This is a genomic window from Streptomyces sp. Ncost-T10-10d (genome assembly GCF_900091955.1).
Classification (GTDB): domain Bacteria; phylum Actinomycetota; class Actinomycetes; order Streptomycetales; family Streptomycetaceae; genus Streptomyces.
Genome location: NZ_FMDF01000207.1, coordinates 99,390 through 123,134, shown reverse-complemented (window position 1 = coordinate 123,134; position 23,745 = coordinate 99,390). Strand labels below are relative to the sequence as shown.

17 protein-coding genes and 3 pseudogenes are annotated in these 23,745 nt (G+C 69.2%); 9 read left to right on the top strand and 11 right to left on the bottom strand.

What is annotated here, in order from left to right; all coding sequences use genetic code 11:
- Positions 1-68: 68 nt before the first annotated feature.
- From GA0115254_RS35775 to GA0115254_RS35760, 4 genes are read right to left on the bottom strand one after another with little or no spacing between them, the layout of a single operon-like run.
- Positions 69-659, bottom strand: coding sequence for a GTP-binding protein (locus tag GA0115254_RS35775; RefSeq protein ID WP_093899417.1), 591 nt, complete (start codon positions 657-659; stop codon positions 69-71).
- On the bottom strand, positions 634-1,008 hold the full coding sequence (locus GA0115254_RS35770; RefSeq protein ID WP_093899416.1) for a DUF742 domain-containing protein: 375 nt from the start codon (positions 1,006-1,008) through the stop codon (positions 634-636). Before GA0115254_RS35770 ends, GA0115254_RS35775 begins: the two co-directional genes overlap by 26 nt.
- Positions 1,005-1,409 carry a roadblock/LC7 domain-containing protein gene (locus GA0115254_RS35765; protein WP_093899415.1) on the bottom strand — a complete coding sequence of 135 codons (405 nt, stop codon included), beginning with the start codon at positions 1,407-1,409 and terminating at the stop codon, positions 1,005-1,007. The genes GA0115254_RS35770 and GA0115254_RS35765 overlap by 4 nt, the downstream gene beginning before the upstream one ends.
- The gene (locus tag GA0115254_RS35760; RefSeq protein ID WP_093899414.1) at positions 1,406-2,647 is read right to left on the bottom strand and encodes an ATP-binding protein; all 1,242 of its coding nucleotides are present in this window, start codon (positions 2,645-2,647) and stop codon (positions 1,406-1,408) included. The genes GA0115254_RS35765 and GA0115254_RS35760 overlap by 4 nt, the downstream gene beginning before the upstream one ends.
- 688 nt (positions 2,648-3,335) lie before the next feature.
- On the opposite strand from GA0115254_RS35760, the gene GA0115254_RS35755 reads away from it, so the two are divergent.
- From GA0115254_RS35755 to GA0115254_RS35745, 3 genes are all read left to right on the top strand, one after another.
- The gene (locus GA0115254_RS35755; RefSeq protein WP_093899413.1) at positions 3,336-4,337 is read left to right on the top strand and encodes a GlxA family transcriptional regulator; all 1,002 of its coding nucleotides are present in this window, start codon (positions 3,336-3,338) and stop codon (positions 4,335-4,337) included.
- A 107-nt stretch (positions 4,338-4,444) separates the two neighbouring features.
- A complete protein-coding gene (locus tag GA0115254_RS35750; RefSeq protein WP_093899412.1) occupies positions 4,445-5,197 on the top strand; it encodes an MBL fold metallo-hydrolase in 753 nt (250 codons plus the stop codon).
- Positions 5,198-5,290: 93 nt separating this feature from the next.
- Entirely contained in the window at positions 5,291-5,971 is a 681-nt protein-coding gene (locus GA0115254_RS35745) for a JmjC domain-containing protein (protein WP_176740424.1), read from the top strand.
- Here the strand turns inward: GA0115254_RS35745 and GA0115254_RS35740 are convergent.
- Positions 5,911-6,834: a hypothetical protein gene (locus GA0115254_RS35740; RefSeq protein ID WP_256102950.1), complete on the bottom strand. Its 924-nt coding sequence runs from the start codon at positions 6,832-6,834 to the stop codon at positions 5,911-5,913. The genes GA0115254_RS35745 and GA0115254_RS35740 overlap by 61 nt on opposite strands.
- Positions 6,835-7,335: 501 nt before the next feature.
- Here GA0115254_RS35740 and GA0115254_RS35735 point away from each other — a divergent pair.
- Both GA0115254_RS35735 and GA0115254_RS35730 read left to right on the top strand, forming a co-directional pair.
- Positions 7,336-8,796 (top strand): basic amino acid/polyamine antiporter, encoded by a 1,461-nt coding sequence (locus tag GA0115254_RS35735; protein WP_093899409.1) that lies wholly within the window; start codon positions 7,336-7,338, stop codon positions 8,794-8,796.
- A gap of 52 nt (positions 8,797-8,848) precedes the next feature.
- Positions 8,849-10,108 (top strand): arginine deiminase, encoded by a 1,260-nt coding sequence (locus GA0115254_RS35730; protein WP_093899408.1) that lies wholly within the window; start codon positions 8,849-8,851, stop codon positions 10,106-10,108.
- Between the two features lie 348 nt (positions 10,109-10,456).
- On the opposite strand, the gene GA0115254_RS35725 is transcribed toward GA0115254_RS35730, so the two are convergent.
- The 5 genes and pseudogenes from GA0115254_RS35725 to GA0115254_RS35705 all read right to left on the bottom strand — a co-directional run bounded on the left by GA0115254_RS35725 (position 10,457) and on the right by GA0115254_RS35705 (position 16,478).
- A complete protein-coding gene (locus GA0115254_RS35725) occupies positions 10,457-13,432 on the bottom strand; it encodes a trypsin-like peptidase domain-containing protein (protein ID WP_093899407.1) in 2,976 nt (991 codons plus the stop codon).
- The gene (locus GA0115254_RS35720; protein WP_256102958.1) at positions 13,422-13,721 is read right to left on the bottom strand and encodes a trypco2 family protein; all 300 of its coding nucleotides are present in this window, start codon (positions 13,719-13,721) and stop codon (positions 13,422-13,424) included. Before GA0115254_RS35720 ends, GA0115254_RS35725 begins: the two co-directional genes overlap by 11 nt.
- 433 nt (positions 13,722-14,154) lie before the next feature.
- Entirely contained in the window at positions 14,155-14,913 is a 759-nt protein-coding gene (locus tag GA0115254_RS35715) for an SDR family NAD(P)-dependent oxidoreductase (RefSeq protein ID WP_093899405.1), read from the bottom strand.
- Positions 14,914-14,938: 25 nt separating this feature from the next.
- A pseudogene (locus GA0115254_RS35710) lies at positions 14,939-15,815 on the bottom strand (MFS transporter).
- 78 nt (positions 15,816-15,893) lie between these two features.
- Entirely contained in the window at positions 15,894-16,478 is a 585-nt protein-coding gene (locus GA0115254_RS35705) for a TetR/AcrR family transcriptional regulator (protein ID WP_093899494.1), read from the bottom strand.
- Positions 16,479-16,907: 429 nt separating this feature from the next.
- On the opposite strand from GA0115254_RS35705, the gene GA0115254_RS35700 reads away from it, so the two are divergent.
- The 3 genes and pseudogenes from GA0115254_RS35700 (at position 16,908) to GA0115254_RS35690 (ending at position 21,545) form a co-directional block, all read left to right on the top strand.
- Positions 16,908-18,182, top strand: a complete 1,275-nt coding sequence (locus tag GA0115254_RS35700) for an LAETG motif-containing sortase-dependent surface protein (RefSeq protein WP_093899404.1) — start codon at positions 16,908-16,910, stop codon at positions 18,180-18,182.
- A gap of 1,339 nt (positions 18,183-19,521) precedes the next feature.
- Entirely contained in the window at positions 19,522-20,121 is a 600-nt protein-coding gene (locus tag GA0115254_RS35695; protein ID WP_093899403.1) for a hypothetical protein, read from the top strand.
- A gap of 643 nt (positions 20,122-20,764) precedes the next feature.
- Positions 20,765-21,545 (top strand): annotated as a pseudogene (locus tag GA0115254_RS35690) (polysaccharide deacetylase family protein).
- A gap of 193 nt (positions 21,546-21,738) precedes the next feature.
- Here the strand turns inward: GA0115254_RS35690 and GA0115254_RS35685 are convergent.
- Entirely contained in the window at positions 21,739-22,476 is a 738-nt protein-coding gene (locus GA0115254_RS35685; RefSeq protein WP_093899402.1) for an NIPSNAP family protein, read from the bottom strand.
- A gap of 126 nt (positions 22,477-22,602) precedes the next feature.
- Between GA0115254_RS35685 and GA0115254_RS35680 the strand changes: the two are divergent.
- A pseudogene (locus tag GA0115254_RS35680) lies at positions 22,603-23,647 on the top strand (helix-turn-helix transcriptional regulator).
- Positions 23,648-23,745: the final 98 nt, after the last annotated feature.

The following is a 23,745-nucleotide window of genomic DNA, read 5'->3' as shown; positions in this document are numbered from 1 at the left end:
GGGCCCGGACGGTGGACGGAAAACGGGGCTCGGGCCCCCGTGCCGGCGTACGGCGGACGGAGCAGGGGTCAGGCCACCCGTACGAGAAGGTGTTGGACCAGAGTGATCAGGGCCTGCGCGGACGACTTCTCGTCCCGGGCGTCGCAGTAGACGATCGGGGTGTCCGGCAGCAGGTCGAGAGCCTCGCGCAACTCCTCCTCGGCATGCCGGGAGTACGGGTCGAAGCTGTTGACCGCGACCGCGTACTCCAGCCCGTACGTCTCGACGAGGTCGATCACCGGGAAGGTGTCGGCGAGACGGGCCGGGTCGACGAGGAGCAGCGCGCCGAGCGAGCCTCGCGCCATGTCCTCCCACAGCTCGACGAAGCGCTGCTGGCCCGGTGTACCGAACAGGTACAGCACCAGCTCGTCGCTGAGCGTCAGACGGCCGAAGTCCAGCGCGACCGTTGTCGTCACCTTGTCGGGCGCGCCCCGCAGATCGTCGATGTGGGCACTGGCCTGCGTCATCCTCTCCTCGGTGCGCAGCGGAGTGATCTCGGAGAGGGTGCCGATGAGCGTCGTCTTGCCCACGGCGAAGTGTCCGACGACGAGGATCTTCGCCGCACGCTGTACCGCGTCCGGCACATAGATGTTCTCAGCCGAACCGGACGTGTAGTCCATGCAACACCTCTTCGAGGATCTTCCTGTCAACGAGCTGAGCCGGCGGTGGCGCCTTGCGGCGCATCAGATGACCCTGATCCGCTAAGTCGTTCAGCAGCAGCCGTGCCACTCCGACGGGCAGCTCCAGATGGCCCGCGACCTCGGCCACCGACAGATAGCCGCCGGAGCACAGCTCCCAGATCGCCCGGACCTCGGGGCTCGGGTTCGGGGGCTGCTGCCGGTCGGGTGCGATGGTGACGAGTGTGACGAGGGAGAGGCCCTCCGCATCGGGCAGGCCGCGCCCGCCGGTGATGACGTAGGACCGGACGAACCCGCTGCTGACCGCCTGCTCCTCGCCCGGCGCAGTCATGCGTCGCTTCCGGCGTTCTGGCGGGGAGGCGTGGTCATCGCCTTCCCCAGCGCGGCGACCTGTTGCTGCATACGGAAGGACATGGCCTCCATGTCCACGTCGGCCGCGGCGGCTGCCGCCAGATAGGCGCCGGTACCGGCAGCGATCAGGAAGATCCAGCCGTGCTCGTACTCGAGGAGCGTCTGGTGCCAGCGGCCGGGGGTCTGGGCCCCGATGAAGGGCGCGACGGCCCGGCTCAGCGACTGCATGGAACTCATGGCCGCCGCCACGGTTTCCGCGTCGTCCCGGCCGATCTCACTGGAGTTGGCCAGCAGCAGACCGTCGGCGGAGACGAGGATCGCGTGCCGTGCGCCGGGTACCTGGAGCACATCGTTGAGTACCCAGGACAGATCGGGGTTCACTGGAACTCGGGTCCTTCCATCGTCGTCGTGTCACGCCCGGACCGTGTTCCGCGCTGGAACGCGCCCAGGCGGGAAGCGGTCTCCTCGTTGCTGCGCGCCGGCCCGGGCTCGGCCGACGGCACCACTGACACCGGGCTCTTGCGACGACGCTTGGGCAGGCCACCGGCGGTGGTGAAAGACCCCGTCGGTTGCGGGGCGGGGGCCGGCTGTGCGGCCGGAGGGAACAGGGGGGTCGGAGGCGGCGTGGGCACCTGGCGGCGGGGGAGCGCCGACACTTCCGCATCGTGGCCACCGGTGGCCACACGGGCCGCAAGGGGTGCCGGGGGTGCCGGCGCATCGTCGGTGAGCAGCTCGTCGGGCAGGAGAACCACCGCTCGTACGCCTCCATAGGGGGATACGGAGTCCACCGAGACCTTGAACCCGTAGCGGGCGGCCAGCACGCCGGAGACGGCGAACCCGAACTGCGGGGGAATGCCCAGACTGGAGACGCTGATCGCCGCCTGAGGGGCGAGGAGAGCCGCCGCGCGGTCCTTCTCCTCCTGGCCCATGCCGAGACCGGCGTCGTCGACGATGAGGCAGACGCCCTTCGGGACGGCCTGGATGTTGATCTCCACCGGTGTGCCGGGCGCGGAGTAGTTGGTGGCGTTGGCCAGCAGCTCGGCGAGGACCACCGCCACCGGTTCCACGGCCTTGCTGACGACGGAGAAGTTGACCTGCCCGTTGACCCGGACCCGGTCGAACTGCCGGATACGGCCCTGGGCGCTGCGGGCCACGTCGAAGACGGAGGCGACCGTCTCCCTGCGTCCGAGCCAGCCGCCGCACAGCACCGCGATGCCCTGCGCGCGGCGCCCGAACTGGCTGTTGGCGTGGTCGACGGCCATCAGGTCGGCGAGCATGCCGGGGTCGTCGCCGTACTTCTTCTGGGCGTTCTCGATGACCACCTGCTGCTCGTCCGCGAGCCCCTGAAGGGTGCGCACGGCCGCCTTGAGGACGGCCTTGGTCTCCTCCTCGGCGTCCTTGCGGACCTCGGCCATTTCGGCGGCCTGACGGTGCAGCAGACCGTTGTGGGTTACGTGGAGGTCGTCCCGCTGCCGTTGCAGCGCGTCGCGCTCCCCCCGGAGTTCGGTGTTCTGTCTGCGAAGTCCGATGTTGGTCTTGCGAGCCCGCAGGACGGCACCCACAGCGACCAGTGCTACGGCAACCAGTGCCCAGAAAAGAGGGCCCTGTGCAAATGTCATGAGACTCACTTCAAGTGCCATGGCTACGGAAACGGCTTGACGCTCCCTCATGTGCGGTACAGCCCCGGACTCTTTGAGCCACGGATTGTGCCGCGCAGGGAAGGCCCCTCCGAAAGTGGGGCCGAGGAATTCATCCCTCCCGGAATGCCCCCATATGCCGTCAGCCCACTGGAAGTAAGATGATCTTAGCATCGGCCTCTTGGGTAAATGTCAAGACCGACACGCCAGTTGCACTCTTGACGCTGAATGTTCACATCCGCGGGCGGAGTGGCCGCACCCACCCGCCACCGTCACCCGGGCCTCCGGCCGCTTCATATGACGGATATGCAGGGCGGTACAGGGGCTTTACGGAGCTGAGAGAGGGCTGCGGCAGCTCGTTCGCGGAGTCCGGAGCGCGCGTACGGGGCGGCGACCGGGGCCGCTCGTAAGGCGCGAGCAGTACGAGCCTGCTGCTGCGGCGGGGGCGATCGGTACGAGAACGAGATCTTCCGGGATCGGCGGCCGCGAGACCTCCGACGCGGACCGACCCCCGTCGCCGCTGATGAGAGTGCACAGGCCGCGTACGTGATGGAGGGGGACGGGAGGCGGGCCCGGCCGGCCCTCGGCCGAGTCCGGCAGCCTTGCCGATGTCCGAATATTGCAGAGATCTGTCATTGCGGACATTACGGCCGTGAGTGAGGGTTGAAGCATGAGTAATTCCCCTCCGGTCCCGCATCTGGTCGTGATCCCGGTGTTCCCGGGAGTCAACGCGCTCGATGTGACCGGACCGGCCGAGATCCTTGCGCTGGCCGGCCGGATGCTGCCCGAGGGGCGGGCACCGTACGACGTACGGGTGGTCGGCGAGCGGCGCGGTGACGTGGTGACCTTCTCCGGCGTACGGCTCTGCGTCGACGGGACGTTTGCCGGCGAGCGCGAGAGGCCGGACACCGTACTGGTGCCCGGCCGGGTGGACATCGGCCCGCAGGGCCCGGTTCCGCAGGTCGACGAGGCCGTGGTCGCGTGGCTCCGTGAGGTCGGGCCGGAGGCCGGCCGGGTCGCTTCGGTGTGCGCGGGGGCGCATGTGACGGCGGCCGCCGGCCTGCTCGGCGGTCATCGCGTCACGACGCACTGGGCGACCGCCGCACGCCTCGCCGCGGAGTATCCGGAGATCGAGGTCGAGGCCGACCCCATCTTCGTGCGCTCGGGGCGGATGTGGACCAGCGCCGGGCTCACCTCGTCGATGGATCTCGCGCTCGCCCTGGTCGCCGACGACCACGGGGACCAGGTCGCACTGGAAGTGGCCCGGATCATGGTCATGTATCTGCAACGCCCCGGCGGCCAGAGCCAGTTCAGTGTGCCGCTCGCTCAGCAGGCGGGAGGCCGGGACGATGTGCGGAGCCTGCGTCTGTGGATCGGTGCGCATCTGGACGCCGATCTGTCGGTGCCCGCGCTCGCCTCCCGGCTGGCGATGAGCGAGCGCCACTTCGCGCGGACCTTCCACGCGGAGACCGGCAGCACGCCCGGTGCGTTCGTCGAGGAGATGCGACTGGAGGCCGCGCGCAGGCTTCTGGAACGTACGGGCCGGGTGCTGGACGACGTGGCGCGAGCCTGCGGTTTCGGTTCCGTGGAGACCCTGCACCGGGTCTTCCGCGATCGCCTCGGCACCACACCGGCCGCGTACCGGCGCCGTTTCCGGACCGCCGCGCACTGACCGTCACGGCCCGACCGCCCCACGTCATCGACGCCGCGACCCCGACGTCGAGCACTCCCGCATGCCGCGACACGCGGCGGCACCCACCCCACCCCGAAGGATCCGTCATGAAGATCACCGTCACCCACATAGGCACCGCGACCGTCCTGCTGGAGATCGGCGGCCTGCACCTGCTGACCGACCCGGCGTTCGACCCCGCACCCGCCGTGTACCGGCACGACCCGGTCATTCTGCGCAGCACCGGCGGCCCCGCGATCCGCGCGTCCGAGCTGCGCCGGGTGGACGCCGTGCTGCTCAGCCACGACGAGCACCCCGACAACCTGGACGCCACCGGCCGGGGGCTCCTGGCCGGCCGCCCCGTGCTCACCACCGTCAGCGGCGCAGCGCGCCTCGGCGGTGGCGCCCGTGGCCTGGCGCCGTGGGAGACCCGGACGCTGACCGTCGGCGACGGGACGCTGCGGATCACGGGCACGCCCGGTCTGCACGGTCCCGTCGGGGACGTCACCGGATTCGTCGTCGAGGCGCCGGGCGAGGAAGAGGCCGTCTACATCTCCGGCGACACCGTCCACATTCCCGAACTCGACGAAATCGGGCGACGGTTCACGATCGGCACCGCCCTGCTGCACCTGGGGGCGGCGCGCATCGAAGCCTTCGGCGGCGGCGAACTGATCACCATGGACGGCGCACAGGCCGCATCACTCACCCGCTCGCTCGGTGCCCGCAGGGTGATCCCGGTCCACTACGACTTCTGGGACCACTTCACCGAAGGGCGCGAACAGATTGCCGCGCGTTTCACCGAGGCAGGCCTCGCGGACCGCCTCCACTGGCTCACTCCGGGAATCGCCGAACCTCTCGACTGACACGGCGTCACCACCGTCGTTGTCCGGCCGTCGGTCACCGTGCGGCGTGCGCGGCCTCCGGCCGTTGAGGGACTCGCACGCGAAGTGCCACCGGTGGCCGGTGAGGACGTGCTCCGGCGCACCCCCGCGGGCACCCGGGGTCGCCCCCTCCACCGCGACGACGCCGACGTCCTCGCGATCCAGATCAGCGGGGAGAAGCGCTGGCGGGTCCACGCCGGACCGGCCGACGGGAACTGGGAACCGGCCAGGGAGGACGGCGATCCGGGCGAGGTGCTGCTGGAGACCGTCCTGCGACCCGGCGAAGTCCTGTACGTACCACGGGGGTTCGCGCACCATGCGGACGCCGTGGGCGACGCTCCGTCCGTCCACCTCTCGCTGACCGTACGCGAGGCGGGCACCGCGAACCTGTACGCCCTGCTGCAGGCTCTCCTCGCGGACGGAGCCGCGATCCCCGGCCGGCCGCTCGACGACGAGGCGCTCACCGATGCCGCCGAGGCCCTGATCGGCCACACCCGCCGCACACCACACTGCGACACCCGCGAACCCGCTCGCGAGGGGCCGGACACCTCATCAACCTGCCTGACAGCAAGGCGAGGTGGCGACAAAGAGGGACGAAGCGCGCTGCGTCGTCGCGGGTACGGGCGCAGGGCCGACGCCGGACCGACGCGGGGCGTCGCGGGCGGGCCCACCCGCGACGCCCCGCGCCGGAAGGGTCAGGACCTGACCAGAGTGATCTGGGAGATGTTGTCACCGGCGTCGACGGTCACCGGGTAGTCGCGGTCGTCCGACTTGCCGAAGCCGCGCAACGTGGCCGTGCCGGGCCGGAAATCCGTGCCGGGCTCCATGGCGGTGACGGGAATGGTGACCTTCCACGGGACCGGGTCGCCGGGAGTGCAGGCGACGATCTCGTCCTCGTACCGGCCGACCGCCTCCCCGCTCTTCTGGGACTGATATACGAGGCCCGAGAGCGAAATACGGGCCGGCTTGTTGCAGGTCGCCGAGCCGCCGACGGTGATCTGACCGGACTTGGTGTCGATCGTGCCCTTGGGGTCGAGGTTCAGGGCGATGGCCAGTTCGGCCGGAGGTTCGGCGGTGCGGGCGTGCACCTCGCCGCGCAGCGGCACCGCGGAACCGTTGCAGTACTGCTCGAAGGTGGCGTCGAGCTCGCGTATGTAGCCGTAGGGGCCGTAGGAGATGTGGGAGATGGTGAACGAGCCGGTGCTGTTGTTGCACCACCGGTCGTCCGCACCGAACTCCAGCTTCGGGTCCTCCGGTTGGGCGTAGGGCCAGCGCGAGGCCCCGGTGTACGTGGCGCCGTCGGCCAGTTTCTGGCCTTCGGGTGCCTGGAGAAGGAGGGACCAGCGCTTGCCCTCGGGCGTGACGATCGTGACGCCCGCGGCATTCTCGTTGGTGGGCCCGGAGACGTCGAACATCTCGACCGATCCGGCCGTGAACTCCTGGGACTGCCCGTCGGAGACGAACTCCCCCGGCTCACCGCTGAAGCCGAGCGATCCCGAAACCGCCTCGTTGGCCTGTGCGGTCCCCGTCAGCGGGGCCACCGTCACCGCCATGGACACGGCCGTCGTGAGCACGGCCGCCGCCCGGGCCAGGTTGCGTACCGACACGCTGTTGAACATCAAGCTTCTTCCTCCAAAGGGAGCGATTCCCGTCCTGGTGGGCCGGGATGGGTCACACATGGGTCACGTGGCAGGTACCGGTCAAAATGGACCCAAGGGGGGTGGCCGTAAAGCTCCTCGGTGACGCACAGGAAGCTAACAGCCGTCACTGACATCGCCGGATCCCGGCCGCCGATCCGGCCCGGGGGGCGTCGCTGTGCGGCAGTCGTCACCGGCCGCTGTGCCGCCGGGCTCGGCGCCCGTGGCGACACCGGAACTGTCAAAAGGACCCCGCTCCGGGCGGAGCCGTGAAGTGTTACATCGGGCAAAACGTGTCAAATGGAGTTAGATTTCCTCTCACTGAACCAGGCGATGCGGCAGCCCTGCCCGCCCTTGAGCGTCCTCTGTGAAGTCCCGGGCTTCGAGATCGGGAAAGCGGACCCGGTCGAGGCCGGTCCCTGGACACCGGCCCACCAGCAGCCCCCGGGTCCACGACACCGGGGCGCGTCGACGAGGAAAGACATGACTGACACGGGCAGCAGCGCCAGGACGGACGCCGTCGAACCGCCGGCGTCCGTCAAGCTCACCCTGCTGACGCTGACGGCGATGGTCGTCGGCTCGATGGTGGGCGCCGGAGTGTTCTCCCTGCCGCGGCGTTTCGCCGAGGAGACCGGCGTGGCCGGCGCACTGATCGCCTGGGCGATCGCGGGCGTCGGCATGCTCATGCTCGCCTTCGTCTTCCAGACCCTCGCCGTCCGCAGGCCGGACCTGGACGCCGGTGTCTACGCGTACGCGAAGGCCGGTTTCGGCGAGTACCTCGGCTTCTTCTCCGCCTTCGGATACTGGGCCAGCGCCTGCGTCGGCAACGTCACCTACTGGGTGCTGATCATGTCGACCATCGGCGCCGTCTGGCCGAGCCTCGGAGACGGGGACACCCTTCTCGCAGTGGCCCTGTCGACGCTGGGCCTGTGGGCGTTCTTCTTCCTGATCCGACGCGGCGTCAAGGAAGCGACGGCCATCAACAAGATCGTCACCGTGGCCAAGGTCGTACCGATCCTGGTCTTCGTCATCCTCGCGCTGTTCTACTTCCAACCGTCCGTCTTCGCCGACAACTTCGGCGGCGCCGACTACGCGGGATCGCTGTTCAATCAGGTCCGCGGCACGATGCTCGCCACGGTGTTCGTCTTCCTCGGGGTGGAGGGCGCCAGCGTGTACTCCCGGCACGCCAAGCGCCGCGAGGACGTCGGCCGGGCCACGGTCCTCGGGTTCCTGAGCGTTTTCGCCATCTTCGCCTCCGTCACCATCGTGTCGTACGGACTGATGCCGATGGGCGAGATCGCCGAGCTGCGCCAGCCGTCCATGGCGGGGGTCCTGGAGCACGCGGTCGGCACCTGGGGAAAGGCCTTCGTCAGCGTCGGGCTCATCGTCTCCGTCCTCGGCGCCTATCTGGCCTGGACCCTGATGGCCGCCGAGGTCCTCTTCGTCGCGGCCGAGGACAACGACATGCCCCGGTTCCTCAGCCGTTCCAACACCGCCGACGTACCCGTCCCGGCACTGCTGATGACCACGTTGCTGAGTCAGATCGTCCTCGTCGTCACGATGTTCTCCGACGACGCCTTCAACTTCGCGCTCGATCTGACCAGCGCGCTGAGTCTGATCCCGTTCTTCCTCGCCGCCGCGTTCGCGGTGAAGATCGCGTTCCGGCCGGGCCGTGAAGGCACGGTGGGCGACAGCACCCGGCGTGAACTCGTGACCGCCGCGATCGCCACGCTCTACACCGCGTTCCTTCTCTACGCGGCGGGGCTGAAGTTCGTCCTGATCTCCTTCATCCTCTACGCCCCCGCGACCCTCCTGTTCATCAAGGCCCGGCGCGAGCAGAACCGTCGACTGTTCTCGCCCGCGGAAGCCGTGATCTGCGCCGTCTCGGTCGTCGGCGCCATCGTGGGCGTGACCGCCCTGGCGACCGGCTGGATCGAACTCTGACCACTACGCACCCTCCCTCGACAACGCACCCCGTCCGACCGAAAGGCACACCGTGACGAGCACCGACACCACCGAGCCGGTCCTCGGCGTCCACTCCGAGGTCGGAAAGCTGCGCAAGGTGCTGGTCTGCGCTCCCGGCCTCGCACATCGCCGGCTCACCCCCACCAACTCCGACGACCTGCTCTTCGACGACGTGATGTGGGTGGAGAACGCCCAGCGCGACCACGCCGACTTCGTCGACAAACTCCGCCGACGCGATGTCGAGGTCGTCGAACTGCACGACCTGCTCGCCGAGACGATGGCCGTCACGGAAGCCAGGACGTGGCTCCTAGACCGCAAGATCACCGCGAACGAGGTCGGCATCGGGCTCCTGGACGACACGAGAGCCTTCCTGGACACGCTCCGGCCCGGCCCGCTCGCCGAGTTCCTGATCGGTGGCCTGGCCGTCGCCGACCTGCCCGACGACTTCCGCTCCCCATACGTGGCCCTGGCCCGCGAGTCCACCGGCGCCCGCGAGTATCTGATGCCCCCGCTGCCCAACACCCTCTACACCCGTGACACCACCTGCTGGCTCTACGGCGGACTGACGATGAACCCCCTGTACTGGCCCGCCCGTCACGACGAAACCCTGCTGATGAAGGCGATCTACACCTTCCACCCCGATTTCAAGGACTCCACGGTGTGGTGGGGAGATCCGGAACGGGACTGGGGCCGGGCCACCTTCGAAGGCGGCGACATCATGCCTGTCGGCAAGGGCGTGGTGCTCATGGGCATGAGCGAACGCACCTCACGCCAGGCCATCACCCAGGTCACGGACGCCTTGTTCAAGAACGGCGCCGCCGAGCACGTGATCGTGGCGGGCATGCCCAAACTGCGCGCCGCCATGCACCTCGACACCGTCTTCACCTTCGCCGACCGAGACCTCGTCACCCTCTACCCGAAGATCATGGACGAGGTCCATGCCTTCTCCCTGCGGCCCAGCGACAAGGCCCCGGGGGTCGAGATCACCGACGAGGGCACGACCCCGTTCGTCGACGTGGTCGCCAAGGGGCTCGGCCTGTCCGGGCTCAGGGTGATCGAGACCGGCGGTGATGTGTACGCCTCGGAGCGCCAGCAATGGGACAGCGGCAACAACGCCGTGGCCCTGGAACCCGGCGTCGTCTTCACCTACGACCGCAACACCCAGACCAACACCCTCCTGCGCAAGGCCGGCGTCGAGGTCATCACCATCGTCGGCGCCGAACTCGGACGCGGCCGAGGCGGCGGCCACTGCATGACCTGCCCCCTGGCCCGGGACGCAGTCGCCTTCTGACACCCCACCGCCCGCGACCGTTCCTCGCTCTTCCGGCACGGCGTCCAGGTGATGGTCCGGTCGGACCGCGGTCGGCGGAGCCGGCTGCTGCCACTGCCGTACACGTGATCGCCCGCTTCGAGGCGTTGCTCGGCGTCGGCCCCGATCCGGTGGCACGGTCCACTGCCGGGCCGGGTGGGCATGGGACGGGGCTGGGGCTGCACGACTGCCGCGCGGCGCGGCTCGGGCCGGACGGCGCGGGCCTGCCGGGCGCGCCCGCGCTACGCCTCAGGGGCCTTCTGGCGCGGTCCGGACAACAGACGAGCCCCGGGCCACCGGCCCGGGGCTCGTCTGCGCGACCCCGCAGTGTCAGACCTCGCCGCGCAACCGCTCCGCCTCCTCGGTGAGCCAGGCCGGACGGACCATCTCGACATTGCGTCCGACGCCGTCGGCTGCCCGGGCCAGCGCGTCGGCGGCCGCCTGCGGGTCGGGCACCGTCCGGGCGTGGGCGGCCTCGGCGAGCGCCTGTGCCGCCGCGGTCTCCGCCGCCCCGGCGAGCTGCAGCGACGTGGCCGCCCGCTCGGCCGTCTCGGCCGCCTGCCCGTACCGGCCGTCGGTCCAGTACGCCCACGCCATGTTGTAGAGGCAGACTCCTTCGGTGCGCGGATTCTCCATCGCCGACGCCGCTCGGAGCGCCGCCTCCAGCGATGTCAGAGCTTCCGCGACCCGCCCCAGCGCGAGCATGGCCACGCCCTTGGCGTTGTACGCGTAGTCCGTCGCTTCCTGGATGCCCGCCTCCCGGTAGGCACGCACGGCCCTGTCGCCCGCTGCGATGGTCTCCTCCCAGCGGCCCATGGCCAGCAGGGCCGTGAAGCGGGCGTTCCATGAACGGGCCTCGGTGAACAGGTCCCCCGACGCAACGGCGAGTTCGCTCAGCCGGTCGGCACCGGCAAGGGCCGCCGCCCCGTCGCCCAGAGTGCTGTGGGCGAGGCTGAGATCCAGAACGGCATGCACCTCGGCTTCGGCGTCGCCGTTCTCATGTGCCAGGTCACCGGCCCGGGCGAGCGGTCCCATGGCGGCGTCGAGGCGGCCCAGCTGACGGTAGGCGTCGCCCAGGCCGAACATGGCGTTCTGCAGCGCACGGCGGTCATCGAGGCGCTCGGCCATGTCGGCCGCCTCGGCGAACAGGTCCGCCGCGTGTGCCAACGGGCCCGCGCTCAACCGGGCGTGCCCGAAGCTGATGAGATGGGCAAGACGCGCCTGGTCGTCGGTCAACTGTTCCTCCAGTGTCAGGTGCATCGAGACGGCCGCAAGCACCGAGCCGTGCCAGACCATCCATTCGCTGATCGCGCCGAGGACCAGTGCGGCGCCGTCCATGTCCCCGGCGCGCACCCGGTGGTCGAATTCACGCCGGTACGGCTGGATGTCGTCCAGAGTGCGCCAGTTTGCGCGGGGCGGTTCGATACGCGCGTACCAGTCGGCCGCCCGCCGCTCCACGGAGCGCCGCCCCAGCGCGCCGTCCCGTGGCATGGCGCCGTATGCGAGGTCGGCGTCCATCGGATGCAGCGCGAAGGTGCGGCTGGCCCGGTCCACCGACAGCATGCGCATCTGCAGCAGGCGGGACAGGATCGGCGCGACGACGAGCCCGGGATCGAGACCGGCCACGATCCATTCGATCGCCTCCCGTGGCACGGGCGTGCGCAGCACCGCGAGGACGTTCAGCACGGTGCGGCCGTCGGGGCCGAGCCGCTGGTAACGGTCCTGGGCGAGGCCGGCGACCACGTCGCCCCGCAGAGTGAAGTCCTCCAGTACGTCCTGCAGCGTCGGCAGAGTCAGCATGTCGTCGGCCATGGCGCCCACCAACAGCTCCAGTGCGCGCGGAACCCCGTGGACGTGGACCGACGCCTGCAGCAGCTGATCGTCGGACAGCTGCGCCACTCCGAGACTGCCGTCCTGGTCGAGTTCGCGCAGCAGAGCCACGGACTCGGTGGGCGGCAGCCCGTCGGACAGCTCGACCTCCGCGGTGAAACGTCGCAACTCGGGCGCGAGCCGCAACGGTATCTGCGAGGTGACCAGCAGCCGTGGCGTGGATCTGGCCCGGAAGAGGCAGTCGAGGAAGACCGCCAGTTCGTCCTCGTCGTCGAGCCGGCCGTCGTCCTGGAGCCGGTCCTCCAGATTGTCCATCAGGATGATGAAGAGCTCGTCGCCCATCGCGGCGAACAGTTCACCGAGCTTGTCCTGCACGGGGCGGTTCGTGGCCCAGATGTCCAGCAGACGGGTCTCGCGATCGGAGCCGAGCACGCGGGCGCAGTCGAAGTAGAGGCGTTCCAGGGAGATCCCCGACGTACGGGTGCTCAGATTGACCAGCCCCGACGGAACCGGAGCCCGGGCGTGGCCCGGCCACTCACCCCGTTCCAGCATCTCCATGACCTTGGCCGCGACCGCGCTCTTGCCCATGCCCCGTCGACCGGTGACGGTCACCATGCGCATGGCGGGATCGGAGAGGTGGCGGCCGATCAGCTCGCGTTCTTCGGCACGGTCCTTGAACAGTTCGAGCCCATGCGTGACCGGCAGCCCGATGACCTTGGAACCTGCCCGCGGAGGCGCGGAATCCGCACGGGCCGCTCCGGGGCCCACGTCGGGCAGCGACTGGGGGTCGGCGATCGCCAACAGCCCGGCCAGCTCTCCCCGGCGCGGCTTGTCGGCCCGGCTCAGGGTGTGGTCGATGCGGGCCGCTGTCAGCCGGCCCAGCCCTTCCCATCGGTGGTGCTCGGCGACCACCCCGACTATGTGGGACCCGGCCCATACGGCGGAGCCCGACATCCCCGACCACGGCGACACCTCGGGGTCGGGGTCGGCAGCCGCCACCGGCACGGTGATCTCCAGGGTGCCGGTCCTCAGGTTGGACAGAGCGGCCACGGTCCCGTCCGCCTGGTGCAGTTCCCGGAACTGCCTCCCATCGGCGCTGCGGCGGCGCTTCCACAGCGGGAATCCCGCCGCATGCACATCGATGACGGCATGACGGTCGTCGCCGATACGCCCGAACGTTGCGGGCACGACGGTGGCGGCACCCGACGGAGGCGCGAAGGTCAGTACAGCCACATCGGTGCCACTGTCCGACCAGGCCACCTCCGCGGCCGCGACCCACTGCCCCGGCCGGTCGGCATCGAATCGCACCTGCACGCCCGCGGCCTCGGACACCACATGGAACGCGGTCAGCACCACCGTGTCGCCGACCCGGTAACCCGACCCGCGCCGCCCGCCACCGGCGGTGGTGGTGACGATGACCTCGGCAATGCGGTGCGGGTCCAGCCCGCCGCTCACGGCCGCCCTGTCAGTCCTCACCGAGCAGCTCGTCCCCGGAGATCAACGCCATCTGGTCCGGCGCGTCCGCGCGCACCGGCTGCAAGGTCAACGTGAGCTTCTGAGTGACCGTGGCCGACCGCTTCGTCGTCGCACTGGCATCGAATACCCAGAACCTCACCTTCACGCCCGGCTCGTTGGTCCGCTCCACCCCCACGGTCAGCTCCAGCTCCACCCGCTCAGCCTTGAAACGCAGGTCGGCGTCCTCACCGGCCGACATCGCCCGGCTCAGCTCCTGGCGCAGCTGCGCGATCATGTCCGCCAACTCCACCGCATCGTTCACAAGCAGGGCCCCCAACCGGCTCTTTCGGCCAACTACCCGCTGACCAGAGCCACATCATCACGCATCAGCCCCCCGGCACGTCCACCCCGGCAGCCCCGGCTCCCCGCTCACTCGTATGCAACTCCCGCACCAGTGTGCGCAGTCTCCCCATCGCCCACCGCCCGGGTCCGCATGGGCCGGCCTCCAGCGCAGTGCACCCAGCGGCCGCCGGGCGCGCAGCCGCGACCGCCGTCGGCACCGACCGTGCTCGCGGGCTTCGGTGCGGAAGGTGTGGTCTTCCACTGTGGAGTGCCGCCGAGTTCAGCACGCGGGCCATCCGGTTGATGTCGCGACCGATGTGGGCGGCCTGCGGCGGTGCCGCCCGTTCCCGGCCGTCGTGGTGAGGCTTCTTGCTGGGGAGGTCGCCCCTGCCTGTGAACCGTCAGGCTGATGACCCGCTGTCGACGACCAGGTCGGTGCCGACCACCGCGCCGGCCATGGGCGAGGCGAGGTAGAGCACCGCGGCCGCCACCTCTTCGGCCTCCGCGACCCGGCCGAGCGGGTTCTCCGACTTCACCCGCTCGGTACGGTCGGCCTCCGTCTCGCCGGGCCGGAGCGACATGGGGGCGGCGGAGGCGCCCGGGCTGACCGCGTTGATGCGAATGCCCTGGTGGATGTGGTCGAGAGCAGCGGCGCGGGTCAGCGCGGAGACCGCTGCCTTCGAGGTGATGTACGCGGCGGCGTTCGGGATACGCAGGTGTGCGCCCAGGTTGGAGGAGACATTGACGATGACCCCACCGCCGTTCTCCTTCATGTGCGCGATCTCGTGCTTCATGGCCAGCCAGACGCCGGTGACATTGGTCCGCAGCACCGCGTCCCAGTCCTCCTCGCTCACCTCTCCGACAGGTACCGTGCCGCGGAGTATCCCGGCGTTGTTGACCGCGATGTCGAGCCCGCCGAAGCGGGTGATGCTCTCGCGTACGAGGTTTTGGAGCTGGCCGGAGTCGGTGACATCGGCGGTGACGGCGGCAGCCGTGCCGCCGGCCGCCTCGATGAGGCCGACCGTCTCGTCCAGGGAGGCCACGGTGCGCCCCGCGGCGACCACGGATGCGCCCTCGGCGGCGAAGGCGAGCGCGATCGCGCGGCCGAGACCGGAGCCTGCGCCCGTGACGAGCACGGTTGTGCCAGTGAAGCGGTTCATTTCGGTAACTCCTTTGAGCGATGGATTACGCGGTGCGGTGGTTCGGGAGGGCGACGACGGCAAGGGCGATCCCCGTCGCAGCCAGGGACCAGGCGTCGTTGCCGAGCGTGAGCAGGGCGGCGAACAGGGCGGTCGGGCCGAGTTCCATCACGCTGTTCAGCACACCGCCCGCGAGTCCGGTCTGCTGTTGCGGTACGCCCTCGGTGGCGAGCACGGCAGCTCCCCCGAAGGAGGCCGCGGTGCCGGCCGGCAGCAGCACGAGGCCCGGCAGCAGTCCATATGCGTACGAGGTGTGCGCATCGAGCCCGGTTCGGAGCGGTGCGCGGCAGCAACCGTGACGTGAGGGCGAGGGCTGCGACCGCGACCACGAGCGGTACGACGAAGGTCCAACGCCATGAAAGCAGCGACAAGATGACGTCGGAGAGCAGATTGCCGGCCGTCGCGCCGAGTACGGAGAGTCCGCCCCAGGTGGCCATCGCCCTGCTGTACGCGGCTGGGGAGGGGAAGACGACGCGCAGCACCGTCATGGCGGCGGGCGCGACGAGGGCCGCGCCGACGCCCTGTGCGAAGCGGGCCGCGACCAGTGCCCCGATGCCGGGAGCGAGCGGGGCGGCGGCCGAGGCGGCGGCGAAGAGGACAAGACCCGCGGCGAGGGTACGCCGCCCGCCGTAGCGGTCGGCGAGGCGGCCACCGAAGAGCAACAGCCCTGCGAAGGCCAGTCCGTATGCAGCACTGAGCAGAATCAAGTCGGGTCGCTGTAAGCCGAATTCCCGCCCGATGCGAGGCAGCGGTACGGCGATCGCGGCGAGCGTGAAGATCAGCGTGGTCTGGATGCTGCCGAGAAGGACGAAGGCGCATCGGTGCTGCACGTCAACGACGTGGGTGGCTCCCCCGGCGGTCATGCCCCTCCCTTATATTTGATCGATCGGTCCAGTATTCGGGCGTGCGGCAGAGAGCTCGGTGGCTCCGGCGGGTGGGATTCAGTCCAGCAGGGCCAGCGCCTGTTCAGTCGCATCCCGCACCCGGGAGGGATCGCTGGACGCCTTGCCGACGATCCGTACGCCCTGCAGCAGGACGAGCAGCATGCGGGCCAGCGCGCGCGGATCGCGATCCTCGGACAGCTCGCCCTGGGCCTGGGCTCGTACGAGCGCGGAGTGCAGCGGGGTTTCGACGTGCTCCCAGCTGATCTCGACCCGACGGGCCGCCGCGGGGTCGTGCGGTGCCAGCTCGGCTGCGGTGTTGGTGATGAGGCAGCCGTTCAGCCGGTCCTCGGGGGAGGCGGCTTCCGAGGCGAAGCGGCGTACCACCGCCCGCACCGCCGGCAGTGCGGGTCCCGGCTGGGACAGCTCGGCGAGGAGGAGTGGATCGCGCCCCTCGGAGTACCGGTCCATGGCCTTCAGGTACAGCTCGTGCTTGTTGCCGAAGGTGGCGTAGATGCTGGCGCGGCCGATGCCGAGGTGCTCGACGAGGTCGGCCATCGACGTCGCTTCGTAGCCGCGTCGCCAGAACAGCTCAAGGGCCGACTGCAGCGCGGCGTCCGGATCGAATTCCTTGGTCCTGGCCACACCGGAGACCATAATTCCATGTAGAACGATCGGTCAATAAATGCCCACCGCGGCGAAGCCGGTGAGGGCTCCTCGCTTCTCGCGCGTTCCAGGCGCGCACGTGCATGCCGCCGGCCCTGCGAGTCGGCGAAGGCGGCAGGGTCGCGTACGCGGAGGTGCGGGCGCTCGGCCGGGTGGGGCGGCGCCGGAGAGGCGTAGAGCGACGCATCCAGGGCCGTGTGGCATTCCTCACAGCGAAAGCATGGGAAGTGAAAGCAACTGCACCCTTTCGTCTTTTCTGTCTGTCCCGGTGCTGTGGTAATGGCCGGAGCAGGTGAAAAACTCGTGACGGTCGACCGTTGCCCCGGCCATACGATCACCTCAAGTCGCATCTGCGTGTCCCATTCCGCTGCGACCCCTTCTTCTCTTTTCGGACTCCGAAGGGCTCTTGTGAAGATTCGCCGGATTCTTGCCACAGCTGTTGCCGCCGCAGTGACCACGCCTGCTCTCCTGCTGTCGGTCACCCCCGCGTTCGCCGATGACAAGCCGGCAGCGCAGACGCAGAAGAAGCCGTCCATCGCGGAGCTGGAAAAGGCCGCCGCCGCAGCGAAGGTGGTGTACGACGACGCCGTAGCGGCCGAGAGTGCCGCCCGCGCGGCTCTGGAAGCGCTCCTGTCCGACACCGCTCCCCTGGCCGTGGCAGCCAAGGCCGCCGAGGCCGCGGCCGCCGAGGCCGCCACCGCGAAGACCGAGGCCGACCAGGCGGTCGTCGACGCCAAGGCGGCGGTCGACGCCCTCCCGGAGACAGCCACCGAGGAGGAGAAGACCGCCGCGGCGACGACTCTCACCGAGGCAGAAGCCGCCGCCGCAACCGCCGGTGAGGTCAAGGCCGCCGCCGATGCCAAGGTCGTGGAAGCCCTGGACGCGCGTGACGACGAGCGGGTCGCCGCAGCCCGGACGCTGGACCAGGCGCAGAAGGCCACCAAGGCGGCGCTCGCTGACAAGACCGCCGCCGACGAGGCGCTGGCCAAGGCGAAGGAGGAGGCGGGTGAGGACGGCGAGGACTGCGTCCCCGAGGCCAAGCTCACCACGGTCGTCACGGGCCTGCCGTCCACAGTCGTCGCCGGCACGAAGGTCAACTTCAATCTCCGGGTGACCAACGGCACCGACAAGACGATGGACGAGGTACTTCCGTTCGCCTACGTCCACGCGACCGACAAGAGCGGGCTCAAGGACATCGACGACCTGGTGCACCTGCAGTGGTCGTCCGCCTCGTCCTCGACGTGGAAGACCGTCGACAACGAGCACTACATGGACGCCATCAGCCCGCTGAAGGCAGGCGCCCACGCCGACGTCAAGATGCGCCTCACGATCGACGCCTCGGCCCCCGCGGGCAACGGCGTCACCTTCGTCGCCGGTGACTACTTCAACGACAACGGCACCTGCGGCGGGAACCCGGACCTCGAGGGCTACGAGTTCCTGATCGCCGCCGCGGGAAGCAAGCCCGGCAAGGTCGACGACGCCAAGCCCAGCACGACCAAGCCGAACACCTCGGACATCAAGCCGCAGAGCGGCGCGTCGGCCCGTCCCGTGAGCGGCAGCCTCGCCGCCACGGGCTCGTCCTCCGCGACGTCACAGCTCGCCCTCGCGAGCGGCGCGGCCCTGGTGATCGGCGCGGGCGCGGTGTTCGTCGTACGCCGTCGCAAGGCCGGCTCCCAGGCCTGACGCATGAGGCGGGGTGCCGACCAGGCACCCCGGCCCACGCGCTCACCGCCCAGCGGGCCCGACACCGAGCGGTGTCGGGCCCGCTGCGGTGACACGGCCGCCCCGACGCGTAGCCACCTGCGGATCAACGCCTGCGGGCCCGGAAGTTCGGAGCGCGGCTGCAGGGCCCGCAGCCGGCAGTCCAGACCTTCTCGGCAGCCCGCCTGGCGTCTGCTGCACTCCCGCACCGATGCGCCGGCCGCCTGCGGCACACCGCCCTCGTGCCCGGGACGAGCTACGCTTCTCCACTTACTTCACGACTCACTCGCAAATAAAGCCATACGGGCCGAGGGCATATCACCGGCCGATATCGCCCGTGATCTCCAGCTGAGACCCGCTGATCTCAGCGGCCTCGTCTTCGGCCTGGTGGTCGCCATGCAGGAGGGTGGGCGCAGCGGCATCCGCTCCGAAGCCGCGCATCGATCGCAGTTGTCGGGGGGCCGATGACCCAGCACTTTGCGGACGAAACGAAACGCTTCCCCACAATGGAGTGACGGAGGCCATGCGAAAAGGATCTCAATATGCGAGGCTCGCCGCCGCCGCGCCACCGATGGGGTGCGGCGGCCGCTTAACTTGCGCATTTTTCGGAGTTGCGGTGCAAGGAGGGGACGGCGAGGTCCGATAGGTCCGGACAACGAAGAATCTCCCGGTCTCTGACCGGGTCCTTCTTTCAAGGGCGGGCGACGAGAATCGAACTCGCGCCTGAGCTCGGGAATCACCCGGCACTCGGGCTTGCGCGCAGCCTCTGAACTACAGAAACATCCCCGCTCGGCTTTGTTGTGGATGCCTCGGCGGCCCCTTTTTGCTGCTGTTTACCGCTCTTTACCGGCACGTTGTGGCACGCCCCCTCGTAGGAACTCGGGAAGAGGCGGTCTCTCTCATGCCTGGCTGTGGCGCGGTGGGGCCCAGCTTCAGCAACGAGGCCATCCCGGACTCCCGAAGGCGGCTTAGGGGAGAGGCGTGAAGTGCCAGATCGGAGAGGCGGCCGCCGTGGTTCGCTCGATCGAATCGGCGGGTTGCCATTCGACCATGGCCGCTCGCATTTCACTCGGCGGCTGACTTGGTTCAGAAAACCCTGCCGAAGCGGCGAGTCGCCTCTTGGGCCTCACTTTATTTCTCTACGGGGGCTGCGTTCCGTCGGTGATTCGAGAGGATTTGTCCGCTGTCCTGTCGGAAGAAATTACTCGGCGGGTTGACTGTACTGTCGTGAGCGCGAAGATGCGCGTAAAGGGACTGGCTGTTCGTTTTCGTGATATAGTCCTGATGAATTTACAGGACGCCACGAAAAAAGGGGAATGGCGTGAATACCGAGAAGGTTACGGCTCGACGTCTTACGGCCGGAGAGGTTTCAGAATTGGGCCTCCAGGACGACATCTTCGTCTCGGCGGAGATGGATGGCCTTCCTCTCGACTGCTACGCTCCGGCTTTCCTTACGAAGCCGGGTAAGAATTTCGAGGGAGGGTCCTTCAGCGCGAGGACGATCTTCGGTGAGGAAATTCATGTTCTCCCGGACAATGCCGAAGAGCGCGGGATCTGGATTGCCGACAAGACAGGGGAGGAAATCGAGGTTCTCCAGAGTGCCGGCGTCCTCCTGAATCTCGCCCTCTTTGTGCCCGACGGGAGCAAGGAATCCCTGGAGTCGCTCTACGTCGCCGCGCGGGACGCGTTCGGCGCGGGGATCGTTCAGCGCTGGAGCGAGGAAACCGTCGCGGTGCCGGACGTCAAGGTCGACCTGTACGAGGAGCCGGCCCGGGGGCGGAAGAACACGAACAGCCAGAACCGCGACCGCCGTGCCCTGGACATCTACCCGACCCGAGTGCGGTTCCTGGAGCCCAGCGACGGCTGGAGGTTCATTGTCGAACCGCACAAGGAGATCGTCGATGACACACCGACGATCTGACCTGATGGCAGGTTAGCCTCGGTCTTTCGCGGGAGCCCGTCAGCTTGCTGACGGGCTCTTCTTCGTTTGTCGGGGCGTGTGGGAAGGCCGTCGGCCCGATTGTCGCGTTGGGTGGGCGCCGGGGCCCATGCTTCCGGTGAGCCGCAGGCTGTCGGCGTCGGTGAAGCGCAATGGGGAGCCGAGATGCGGCTGTTCCTCGCGGACGGACAGCCGCATGCCCTTCGGTCAACCGGTCAGGCAGTCTCCGTCCAGCTTGGCGACCCGGGCGCCGGCACGGATCTCGCCGCCGGGTTCGATGGGGCATCCAGGCGGAGGGCGGCACTGCCGGCACGGACCGGTGAATCCGTTCGGTGATGGTCATACCGACCGAGTGGGACGGTCGTCGGCCCTGCTTCGCGAGCCATTCGACGCATCATGCGTGGGAGCCCCGCCGAAATCCGTGCGGATCAGCGTCTGCCGCCCTCGACGGCACCTTTTCGCGGCCGTTGCGCCCCCTCATCTGTCGCGGGGCTCCTGCGTTTGTTGCTGGTCCCCTGCGGATTCGTCTGCGATCGGTAACAGAGGGATCTTGTCGGGGCGTTCGTATGTCTTCATGGGGGCACGGGGCACGGCATCGGCGGAGACAGCAAAGGAGCGGGCGGATATGGCAAGGCACAAGGGAAGGGGATGGCACAGCCGGCGTTCGTCGGGCGGCGCTCGGGGTGACAGCGGTGGCCGCTGCCACCTCGGTGTGGACCGCGCAGGCCGACACCGCCGGAGGGCGGCAGCCGCAAGCGCGTGTCTCAGCGCCGGACGCCCGGCCCCAGGACCAGGTGGCCAAGGTGGCGGCGGACATCGCGCACGCCTCGGACCGCGGCGCACGGGGCGTCAACATCACCATCGACGACGGACCGGACCCGGTCTGGACGCCGCGGGTACTGCAACTGCTGAAGGACAACGGTGTGAAGGCTACGTTCTGCATGGTGGGCACGCAGGCCCAGGCACACCCGGACCTGGTCAAAGAGGTCGTGGCGGCCGGGCACCGGCTGTGCGACCACGCGGTCTCGCACGACACCGCGATGGACACCAAGTCCGAGGCATACCAGTCCCAGCAGATCCTGGATGCCGAACGCATGATCACCAAGGCGTCCGGAGGCGTCCGGCCGCAGTACTACCGGGCCCCGGGCGGTGCTTTCACCCCGTACAGCCGGCAGCTCGCCGCGTCCCGGGGGATGCGGCCGTTGGGCTGGAACGTCGACTCCAAAGACTTCGAGCGTCCCGGTGTGGACACCATGGTCGCCACCGTCAAGAGAGAGATCTCCGACGGGCCGACCGTCCTCTTCCACGACGCGGGAGGGGATCGCTCCCAGACCGTGGCCGCTCTGCGCGAGGTCCTGCCCTGGCTGAAGCAGCAGGGGTACTCCTTCGGCTTCCCCGTGCGGTGAGTGAGGCTCGCCCGCACTGACATCGGACCCGGACCCCCGGCACCGGCAGACAGACATGAACAAGTGGGTCGTCGGAACCTCCGACCAGTCGCAGGTGATCAAGAACGGCCGGACAGCCACGTTCTGCACACCGCAGGGGGGCGGCCTTGCTGCAGGCGCCCTCGACCGTCTCTCCCGAGGCCCCGGTTCGGAGTCAGATCAGCGAGCGACCGGTCGGTCCGAGCCGGAGTACCTGAGGTGCCGCTGTCTGTTCCCGCTCGACACCCGGCAGGATCTCGTCCCGTGCGAGGGGGTGGGCCTGCACCTCGGCGAGGTGCCGACAGTGCGCACTCTCGTCGGGGTACGAGGTGAAGATCGCGGCGACGTTCTCGCCGACGCGGACCGGCAGCCCGGGGAATGTGTTGTGCGCGTGCTCGGTGGTCAGGAAGGCGAGCGGTGCGGGTCCCGTCTCCTGGAGCGCGGGGAGGAGGCCGTCCCGGATCAGCGCGATGCCGTTCTGCCGTCCGGGAGGGAAGGACCACACGGTGGCGGACATGAACCGGTCAGGCGCCGTAGCGCTGACCGGGGGCCGCCCGGACAGGGAGCCGGTGAAGCCGCCCCCGGCCGACACGGGGCGCAGGAGGAGGACATCGTCGGAGTCGATCATGGTGTCGTTCGCCTGTGGACCGTGCTCGGCCCAGACGGGTCCGCCGTAGAAGTTCGTGAGCGCGCGATGGCGCGCCTCCATGTCCCGGAATCCGCGCAACCAGACGAAGCGGTCCGGATCGTCGAGGTCCCGGAACTGGCCGAGCACACTCATCCCCACGTCTTCCTGGGATTCGACGAACTCCCGGTCGAACAGCTCGATGAGTTCGTCGCGCCGGCCGGGACGCAGCGTGTACTGGCGAAGCTCGATCACGGCCGGTGGGCCGACGAGTTCGGTGGGTGGCACAGCAAGACTCCTGTTCGATGTTCTCCGTGCAGGGCTCCCGGCCTGTTCGGCCGTACCCGGGAAGTGGTTCGACGGTAGGGGAGCCGTGTGACAGGTGCTGTCAGGGTTTCCGGGGAGAATGCGCGCATGTCTGCCGGTCGACTGCTCTCGGTGCTGCTGTTGCTGCAATCGCGGGGCCGCATGTCCGCGCGGGGAATCGCCGACGAGCTGAATGTGTCCGTGCGCACCGCCTACCGTGACGTGGCGCGCCTGCAGTCCGCAGGGGTCCCGGTCTACGCGGAGCCGGGCCGCGGGGGCGGCTACCAGCTGCTCGACGGCTACCGCACCCGCCTCACCGGGATGAGCGAGGGCGAGGCGCGGACACTGTTCTTTGCCGGACTGCCCGGGCCCGCCGCCGACCTGGGATTCACGGCCGAGATGTCGGCGGCCCGGCTGAAGCTTCTCGCCGCGCTGCCGGCAGGGCTGCGCGAGGAGGCGGCACGGGCCGCGTCGGTGTTCCACCTGGACGCCCCCGGCTGGTACCGGGAACCCGAACAGGTACCGCATCTCACCCTTGTTCGTCGACGCGGTTCTCACCCGGCGTGCGGTGGATGTGCGCTACCGCCGCTGGCGGGCCCCGCAGGAGGTGAATCGCCACCTCCACCCCTATGGCCTGGTACTCAAGTCCGGTACCTGGTACCTCGTGGCCGCCACCGACAAGGGGACCGCGACCTACCGCGTCGCCCAAGTCCTCGACGCGGTGCTGTGCGACGAGCAGTTCGACCGGCCGCAGGACTTCGACCTGGGCGCGTACTGGGTCTCCTACCTCGATGACTTCCAGGCTCGCCGCTACACCGGCACAGCCACCGTCCGCCTGTCTCCCCGGGGACGCCGGCGCCTGCCCGACAACGTCCCCCCGGAGGTCGTGCGGGCAGTCGACTCCACCGCGACCGCCGTCGGCGACGACGGATGGGTCGAGGCGGTCATCCCGGTCGAGGGCACCGAGCACGCCTGCGGCGAACTGCTGAGGCTCGGTGGGGATGTCGAGGTCGTTGCACCGGCTGAACTCCGCCAGGCCATGGCCGCCACCGTAGGGATACTCGCTCGGACCTACGAGAACAAGCGGCCAGATGGTGCGCCGGTCCGCGACGCCTGGAGAAGTCTGGGCAATGACGAGGCCCCAGGTCGCTGACCTGGGGCCTCGTGGAAGAGCGGGCGACGAGAATCGAACTCGCGCTCCGAGCTTGGGAATCAACTGGTGTTCGGAGTTCGATGTCCGGTCTGACCTGC